7 protein-coding genes and 1 pseudogene are annotated in these 8,532 nt (G+C 42.6%); 6 read left to right on the top strand and 2 right to left on the bottom strand.

Annotation, left to right across the window (positions count from 1 at the left end):
• Positions 1–442: 442 nt before the first annotated feature.
• Together LZG71_RS30255 and LZG71_RS30250 are read left to right on the top strand one after the other, a co-directional pair.
• Positions 443–616, top strand: coding sequence for a hypothetical protein (locus tag LZG71_RS30255; RefSeq protein WP_233827006.1), 174 nt, complete (start codon positions 443–445; stop codon positions 614–616).
• 58 nt (positions 617–674) lie between these two features.
• Positions 675–1,022 carry a hypothetical protein gene (locus tag LZG71_RS30250; RefSeq protein ID WP_233827004.1) on the top strand — a complete coding sequence of 116 codons (348 nt, stop codon included), beginning with the start codon at positions 675–677 and terminating at the stop codon, positions 1,020–1,022.
• A 510-nt stretch (positions 1,023–1,532) separates the two neighbouring features.
• On the opposite strand, the gene LZG71_RS30245 is transcribed toward LZG71_RS30250, so the two are convergent.
• Positions 1,533–2,000 (bottom strand): GNAT family N-acetyltransferase, encoded by a 468-nt coding sequence (locus tag LZG71_RS30245; RefSeq protein WP_233827002.1) that lies wholly within the window; start codon positions 1,998–2,000, stop codon positions 1,533–1,535.
• Positions 2,001–2,392: 392 nt separating this feature from the next.
• Here LZG71_RS30245 and LZG71_RS30240 point away from each other — a divergent pair, with 392 nt between their 5' ends.
• Entirely contained in the window at positions 2,393–2,608 is a 216-nt protein-coding gene (locus LZG71_RS30240) for a hypothetical protein (RefSeq protein ID WP_233827000.1), read from the top strand.
• Between the two features lie 25 nt (positions 2,609–2,633).
• On the opposite strand, the gene LZG71_RS30235 is transcribed toward LZG71_RS30240, so the two are convergent.
• Positions 2,634–2,792, bottom strand: a complete 159-nt coding sequence (locus LZG71_RS30235; protein WP_233826998.1) for a hypothetical protein — start codon at positions 2,790–2,792, stop codon at positions 2,634–2,636.
• 257 nt (positions 2,793–3,049) lie between these two features.
• Here LZG71_RS30235 and LZG71_RS30230 point away from each other — a divergent pair, with 257 nt between their 5' ends.
• The 3 genes and pseudogenes from LZG71_RS30230 to LZG71_RS30220 form a co-directional block, all read left to right on the top strand.
• Complete coding sequence (locus LZG71_RS30230) at positions 3,050–3,682, top strand: response regulator transcription factor (protein ID WP_233826995.1); 633 nt, start codon at positions 3,050–3,052, stop codon at positions 3,680–3,682.
• 161 nt (positions 3,683–3,843) lie between these two features.
• A complete protein-coding gene (locus LZG71_RS30225) occupies positions 3,844–7,053 on the top strand; it encodes a T9SS type A sorting domain-containing protein (RefSeq protein WP_233826993.1) in 3,210 nt (1,069 codons plus the stop codon).
• A gap of 259 nt (positions 7,054–7,312) precedes the next feature.
• Positions 7,313–8,532, top strand: a pseudogene (locus LZG71_RS30220) (hypothetical protein); the annotation flags it as partial.

Below are 8,532 nucleotides of genomic sequence, written 5' to 3'. Positions count from 1 at the left end.
TCTTCAGTCATAGAAGACTCTGGATCTATCCCTGCATAGCAACGCCTGTCTGCTACCGGTTTTTTACTGGCAGGCAGGCACGGGTTTTTGGCACAAATCAACCGACAGAACAAAACGGATATGATAATAAGGATGGCGTCTCAAATTCAGATTGAGCGCCCTGCTTCATTTATATTTTTAGTGTTTCACGATTTGTTGATTTGGTAGCACTGTTAAAATCTATCAAGGTTGTGTAGCAGGGTCGGACGACCTTTGTGATATGGAAATATAAAAAGTGTAGAAGAAATCATTATCATCTACATCAGTGCGTGGAATGAGACAAAACTTGAAGTCATTCGTGAAAAGATCGACGAATGCTGGTCGGCTGAGGGGACACTCACAGACAAGGTAACTGACACCATCACCGGATGGGATGTCATTGCAGACCTTGTAGTCAGTTCGTATGGCCAAACCAGATCCGAAGAACTCTAATGTGCTGGCAGAGCCGGTTATGCACCACCTCAGCGGCTATTTTCGCTGGCTAAATATTCCAGCAGACAGTTACCCGGCAGAGGGGATGGATTATTTTGAGCTCGATGAACAGCACCGTATCACCCGTATTGTAGGATTCTTTTAAAGATCAGTAACAATTCCGGAAACCGTGCAAGCCGCAGGACCCGGTACTGATACTGAATATGGTTAAATTTGCGGACCGCCGCCTGTACATAGAAGAATACCTCCCGGCATTTAACCGGGTTATGGGACTGTTAGGAATGGAAGCCAAAGTGAATCTGATAAGCGACGTATTGGCCAGCGTAATGGCGGATGATGGCGAAGACGGGGACGCTATGCTCATCGTGGAATATTCCAGCGCCGATGCATTTCTGACTGTGGCGCATAGCGTTGCTTACCGCGAGATAGCGCAACCACTTCGGATGGCTGCTCTCTCCGATTTGAAACTGTATATGACGCAACAGACGGCATTATCACACTTACCTTTACCCATGCACCAGCTAATCCTTAATAATTTGCAATGCACATAGCGCTTGCTCCACATGAACAGGAGCTTGCCTTCTTTCAAATCAGGGAAGTACAGAAGCGTACCCTGCTGCTGTTTTAATGCAGGAGCGCAGTTTTCTCCAAACTCACTCATGATTTTCTTTGTGCTGTATGCCCCACGCAACCAGATGCTTCACTACCTTTTCAAGTGTCTGACTGTAAGCAATAAGCTCGTATTCAACCAGTACCGGCTATCGAACCAAATGCAATAGAGCCAAATTAGTAATCTAGGCCCTTTATCCCAGTATCTATCCATCATCTCTTGTCAATTTAAATAGAAATTATCCGGTTGGTGTGCTTGTGGTACGTTCCTGTCTCCAATTAGCTGCTTTAAATTGATTTCTATGGTGGTTGCTATCGCCGGTAGAATGCCTTGGGATTGAATATATTAAGCTGATGGTTATGAAAAACCGTACACGGAGGTTGTGACGGATTTTCTCCATTCTTTTAATTAACCCTAGTCAGTTGTTTTTTAACCAATTAACCAGGGATTACTAATTGTTCTTTTGGAGAAAAACAAGTTCGAACTGGTCGTTAATTTTTTGTGTGTCAAACAGGATATAACCTAACTTTTTATAGAGGTTGATATTCTTCAGACTCTGGCTTCCTGTAAAAAGCTCATACCTCTTTGCCATCTTGAATTTATCTTCTATCTTCTTTATTAGAGCCGAACCCAATCCTTTGTTTTGTTCTGCAGGATGGACAATTAATTTCCCTATTTGGCAAGTACCGTCAATTATTTGAGCTCTGACACTACCAACAATAGTAGATCCTTTGCTAGCTTTAAGTATAACTCCTGACTGAAATTCCAGTAATACAGATGATAGAGTCTGAGTTAAAGGTTGAATTTGATAATCATTATAAATCTCCGCCTCAGATTGATATGATAATTTTTGTAAAGCGAGTATTACCGCTAAATCGGCAACATTTGCTTGTGTTATTTCTATATCTTTAATTTTCATGCGTTAATAGTTGAAACTTCAAAAATCGATTAAAAATTTCCATTCACCTGTAGAATCACACTTAGTTTAAAGAAACGGGACAAAACTTCCCAGAGGATTGAGAAAGATTATTTTCTATTTACTTATCCAAGTAGTGAAAAAATGCAACTTACTGCGCTTACTTACAGCGTAATAATTCGGTGCAAAACCCAGAAATCCTTCCTGTTGTTCTCATAACTCATTTTGTTAACTGATTATTACGGGAACAAGGGGGGAATAATGAAGATTTAGCTTTCTCCTATGTGCCGTGATGGTGATCGGGCTTGCATAGAGTATTTCAGCGACTTTTTTTATTTCCTGCCGCCATCAGTCGTATTACTTCTATTTGTTTCTTCGTGAGCGTAGTATTATCTATGGATAAGATGCTGCTTGCTCGTCAAATTACCGCTAATGAATTTTTTTCCGTTGGCGGTACAATCCAGCGCATGTTTAATTTCATAGGAATTAACTGCTTTACTCAGATATCCGTGGGCACCAGCGGTCAGGCAGGCCTTAAAGCTATTGGCATCTACTACACTGCTGATAACCAGAATAATAATCTCTTTGTAAGTTTTTCGGCAACGCGATAAAGCTGAGCACGTTTTGGCTGGGGGATCACCAGATCGGTGATGATGATGGGGTAACTTCCTTTTCAAGGCTTTTTGTTGCATGTTCAATGGATGAAAAAACATTCACGATCGACTCGTTTGGCAGAATGTTTAGCAGAAGTTCTTTAAAACCTTCGGCCACCAGTGTATGGTCATCAATGAGCATCACTTTTCCTGCTGAGGAACTGTTATTTTTTTCATAAAAGTGTATAAATTTTATAAAAAGGTATCATATATAATAACATAAAAAATACTACAATTATAGTAGTTTTTTGATCTTTCGTAGTAGTGAAATACTATTATCGGACAATTGCGATGCGATGCTAAACGCGGGACATTTGTATTGTCATTTACGATGGGCTACTCCAATAGTATAAATCGTAAACATGGCGAGCCATTTTTCGATCGTTCATCAACTATGCTATGCCCACTATTGCAATTATAGACCAGTACCCAATTGTGAGGGCTGGATTAGATTTATTCATCAAAAATAATTTCAAAAATGCCTCCGTGCTTGAATCCGATAACCTGGATAACCTTCTTCGGACCGGGCATTCTATAAGTCTGGATTTGATCATCATCGGAACAACTCCAGAGCCAACAAAAAATCAGTGTGACATCATAGCCCGGATACTTAGGGCGAACCGGGAAACCAGGGTAATTGTCTACGATGACTGTCCGGATTTTGCAAAATTATCGCTCTATTTTAAATCCGGAGTGACAGGGTATATCACAAAGTCATCTGGAATGGACGAGCTACTGAATTGCATTTCAGACGTTCAAATTGGTAAGAAGTATATCAGTAATGAAATTCTGGATGTCATGCTGTCCCATTGGTTTCCTGCCAGGAATAAAGGTTCTGTTAAGAGTGCAAGCAAGTTGACACAAAGGGAATATCAGATTGGCAATCTCTTAATGGAAGGAAATTCGGTCACCTCTATTTCGCTAAAACTAAACAGGAAAATTTCAACCGTAAGTACGATCAAAAAGAACATCTTCAAAAAGCTGGGAATAACGAGCTTGTTGGAGCTCAAGGACTCTATGTCGGAGTTCTAGTGCAATCAACCTTGCCAATTAACATAAATCGGTAATTCATTAACCAACCAATAATTTAATTCACAACAACCAATAATGTAATGATAAGAACTATGCACAACTCGAACTTAACAATGAAGCCTAAACTTCTACTGATACTACTTTTTTTTCTTTTAATAGCTATGAGAAGTTTTGAATCACTGGCTCAGGGATACATTTATATCCAAAAGAAGACATTGGATGAAACAGTGAGTATCGATTTCCCTTTCACCGTAGTAGGGACAACACCTGGGGCAACCGTGGTGCCGAACTTCAATTTAAATGACCAGGATGATCAGATCCCAATTCAAGATATTGGCGCATCAGAAGGAGGGCGGTTGTGGGCTGTTGGAACTAATAAGGTCCTTTATTATAGGGATTTGAGTACTTCTGCCTGGACTGCCAGCAGTGTAACAAATGCAGAAAGAGTAGATGGAGGAGAAGCTAATTCGGCATATGTAATTACTTCGAGTGGAAGTGTTGTATACTTTAATGGCAGTGCAACTACGATTTTTTCGGGCACCAACGCGACGGATATTGGTAGCGCATGGGATAACCGCCCCTACATTATTGCTAATGGTGGGAGGATATACCGGTACACTGGCTTCGGCAGTAGTGTAGCCGGTGGCACAAGCTGGCCACAAGTTGGCAGCTCTACGGGTAACCTCCGAATTGATGGTAATCCCGCTAATGGAAATGCTGTTTATACCAAGCAGAATACCATTTGGACTATCACAAGTGGGGGTACGGAAAGTAGTCTGGGCAGCCCTGCTGGCACCTCCACAACTGAAAGTGCCGTAAGCGAAGTTGCCGTAACAGGAGATGGTATTATTTTTGGAACTTACAAAGTTCCATCGCTTAGCAATAATTTTTACGCATTTAACTGGACGGGCACGGCTTGGTCTGCCCCGGAAGCGACCAGCAGAGAGTATACCAACGCCGGTATGACAGGTGGTGTTGGTGAGCAGGTTTGGGGGATTTATTCAGCGGGAGCAACAAGTACTGCTAACTTGAATATTTTTACCCGTACTGTGAATGGTACAAATATATTATGGCTTAACGACGAAAGGGTACGACTAGCATCTGCTTCCACGGGTAACAGCATAATGATTGCTGTCAATCCCGGCACTTATACAATTGAGGAGCTAGTGCCGACAGACTGGCATTTGCAAAGCATAAATGTATACGATCCCTCCACCAACTCATCTTCTTCCTTAACGGGCAAAACCGCGACAGTAGTTGTAGCTGACGGTGAAACAGTTACGGCATTATTTGAAAACTGGAAAGTGGCCGAATTTGTAATGACTACCAGTTGTACCGTAGCATATCTTGAAACTTTTGGAAGTAGCAGTTCTACTTACGGTGCCCCGCTTACGGGACAAACGTCTTATCATTACCAAACAACTGGAAACACTCTCGCAAATAATTATAAGATAGTAGGTAATGCCAATCTGACATTTAGCGGAGCGGCAAGCCTTACAGACCACTCTGCGGGTGATGGACTAGGCAAAATGATGACAGTGGATGCAAACAATGAAAAAGATGCTTTTTTTCGTCGTCGGTTTACGGATATAATACCAGGTGCAACGTATAATTTTTCTTCATGGATTGCCAATATTAATTCTTCCGCTCCAAGAAAGCCAAATGTAACCTTTGAGGTAGTTGATCCGGCTACGGGGGTGATTTTACAAAGCCTGAGTACGGGAAATATTAACAATACGACCTGGAAGCAATACGGTATAACTTTCGAAGCAACAGTTGCCGAATTTGATTTGATAATTAGAAATAATGGATTAGGAGGAGAGGGAAATGATCTGGCACTGGATGATATTCGGTTCTCACTAGCTCCGCCAACTCCAACCATCGTGGTTGAAAATGGAAGCTGCACCAGTGGACAAGGTTCCATCACAGTTACTGCTCCTCTCAGTGCAGACTATGAATATAGCGTTGACGGGACTACATGGCAAACAACAACAGCGTTTGCAAATCTTGCAACGGGGGCTTATACGGTGTATGTACGTTTTGCTAATACCACCAATTGCACCAATGGCGTTACAAGCGCAATTATTAACCCTTCTATTTGTGGAAATGTTTTTCATGATGCAAATGGGCTGAATGACTCTCAGGTTAACGGTACGCCAATAAACATGGCCGGAACAACTCCGCTTTATGTGAGCTTGTACGACGGCGCAACTTTGGTCTCAACCATTCCTGTGGCTGCCGATGGCACCTATGAGTTTGTAAATACAACAATCGGTACCACTTACACTGTGGTGTTAGGTACTAATTCAGTTGCCAATGCTACCTCTCCATTCGCTGGAACCGGAACGGGTGGCTGGGAAACTGTTGGAGAAGATTGCTGCGACAATACGGGTGGCGATGGAGCTACAAATGGTTCCCTTACAATAACAGTAGGAGCGAGCAATACCAATGCGAATTTTGGCATTGAGCTACAGCCGCAAAGTGACGAGCATACAACAACAATTCCGCAGCCGGCAACAAATGATGTGTTGACACTAAACGGAGTTGGCACAAACCCGCCGCTATTGTCAGGAAGTGATCCTGAGGATGGTACTTACAGTGGCGCAACCGGAACTGTTACAAACCCAACAGGAGTGATTATTACGAGCTTGCCTGCCAACGGTGTTTTAAATTATGGTGGCACTCCCGTAACTGTTGGTCAAACTATTGCCGATCCAGCACTGCTTACAATTGTGCTTACAGGAACCGGTTATACATCTGTGAGCTTCAACTATGCTTATGTAGATGCTGCAAATGTTGACGATCCTACTCCGGCAACCTATACCGTTAGCTGGACTGGGGCATTGCCGGTAACTTTGGTAAACTTTGAAGTGACAAAGTCTGAATCGCAAGTGAGAATAAGCTGGGCTACTTCATCGGAAACTAACAGTTCTTATTTTGATGTAGAACGAAGCACAGATGCACGCACCTGGAACGTGATAGGGAAAGTGTCGGCCAACGAAAATACGGATGCGCTTACTGAATACAATTTTACAGATGCGACTCCTGCACAGACTACCAATTATTACCGTTTGAAAATGGTGGATCAGGATCAAAGTTTTGCGTATAGTAAAATACGTTCGGTTTCATTCGAGGGAGTAAATTTAAGAATGTACCCAAATCCCGCCACTTCTGAGCTACATATCGATAACGTGGATTTAAACCAGATTCAAAAGGTTGTTTTATATGCCACCACAGGTAACGCTGTGTATGAAAACACTGGTGTGATTAAACCAAGTATCAATGTATCCAGGTTTAATTCAGGTACATATATATTGACAATCACATTGAAAAATGGAGAAAAAATTTCAAGAACCGTTGTAAAAAATTAAGTGAATTATTCAGGCTGGGTGATGATCCAGCCTGAATACTCAACAAACAGTTACACTATACACACAATAATTAGCCAGCCCTCACCATAGCAGAATTAGCCACTGTACTGTACTATTCCTAACCTTTTTCATTTACATCAGAGACAACCAAAAGTGAAATCCGCCTTTGTTGGTCGACAATTGCCGTATTGCCATTCCTCTTTCCTAACACTTTTTCAAACTTAAACAATATATGATAACACTTTAAACATCTACTTCTATGAAAACCAAATTATGTTCTCTGAATTTCATGACCCCTGGTTATTGGTGCGTCCGTTGCTTTTTGCTTTTCGTTGTGACTGCTTTATTAAATGTAAGATCTCACGGTCAATGTATCCAGGCAAATACCCATACTTCCTCCGGTATTCCGCTTCTAAGTTCTGTTACGAATCCTGCTTTGGCATATGATCTTTCGGACGGGAATACTACCACCGCGGCGACCCTGACCGTAAATGGAATTGGGTTAGCCACATTGCGGGTATCTTTTGACAACGTTGCCAACCAAGGTGATTCAATCATTGTTTTATTTGGTGTGCCAACCGCCAACATCTTTGACTGGGGATCTCTTGGAGGAACTACTTTCACTCCGTATTCGGGTACCAATGCAACGGGCACGGCCAGTAATTCTGTTACAGCTGCCAATTTGTCTTTCCTTGTAACCGTAGGAGCCAATTCTCTTGCACGCATTGCAATACCCGTTACAGCTGCTTTGGGTGCCCGGTCTTTGCAAATCAGTTATTTGGGTATTGGAGCCGCATTGAATAAAAGAACTTTCATTTATGATGTCGCCGTAAAACCTGGACCTGTTGTAACCAGTGTTGAACAGTTCGTTTGTGCTCCTGGTGGAACTGCTACCTTCACAGGTCAGTATAATGCTTTGGCGGCTAAGCCCATTGATGTGATTTGGTATGCTTCGGATGGCACGACTGTGTTGCAAACGGATGCCAACCATACAGGAGCTCCTTATATCAGCTCCTTTACCACACCATTCGTAAGTACTTCCACAACATTTTATGTTCGTGAAAGATGGGCGGGTTGTACGGTTCTCTCAGATCCGAAGCCAGTTAGACTCACGGTTCGTCAGCCGCTAACACCAGACATTTCCATTACCTGTGGATCTCCGGTTACACTGTCAACGACGCTTACAGGTGCGCAGGGTGCCGTAAATTATGTATGGTCTGCATCCAATGGAGGTGTCATAACTTCGGGGGGCAATTCTTCCACTCCTACGATCACCACCACAGGCAGCTACCAGGTTACGATTACCGATGCCAATGGTTGTGTCGGCACTGTTACAGAGAGTTTTACAACATCCGACTGTGCCGCTCTTCCAGTGACACTTGTGAGTTTTACTGCAAGAAAAAAGGAATCAGCAGTTTCTCTGAATTGGACTACGTCTTCGGAGACCAACAGTGACAGATTTGAAATTGAACGAAGTGG

Origin of the sequence: Dyadobacter sp. CY312, from assembly GCF_021390535.1 — a bacterium.
In the GTDB taxonomy this organism is placed as follows: domain Bacteria; phylum Bacteroidota; class Bacteroidia; order Cytophagales; family Spirosomataceae; genus Dyadobacter.
The sequence above is the reverse complement of the archived record's forward strand: the minus strand, read 5'-3'. Positions and strand labels throughout refer to the sequence as shown.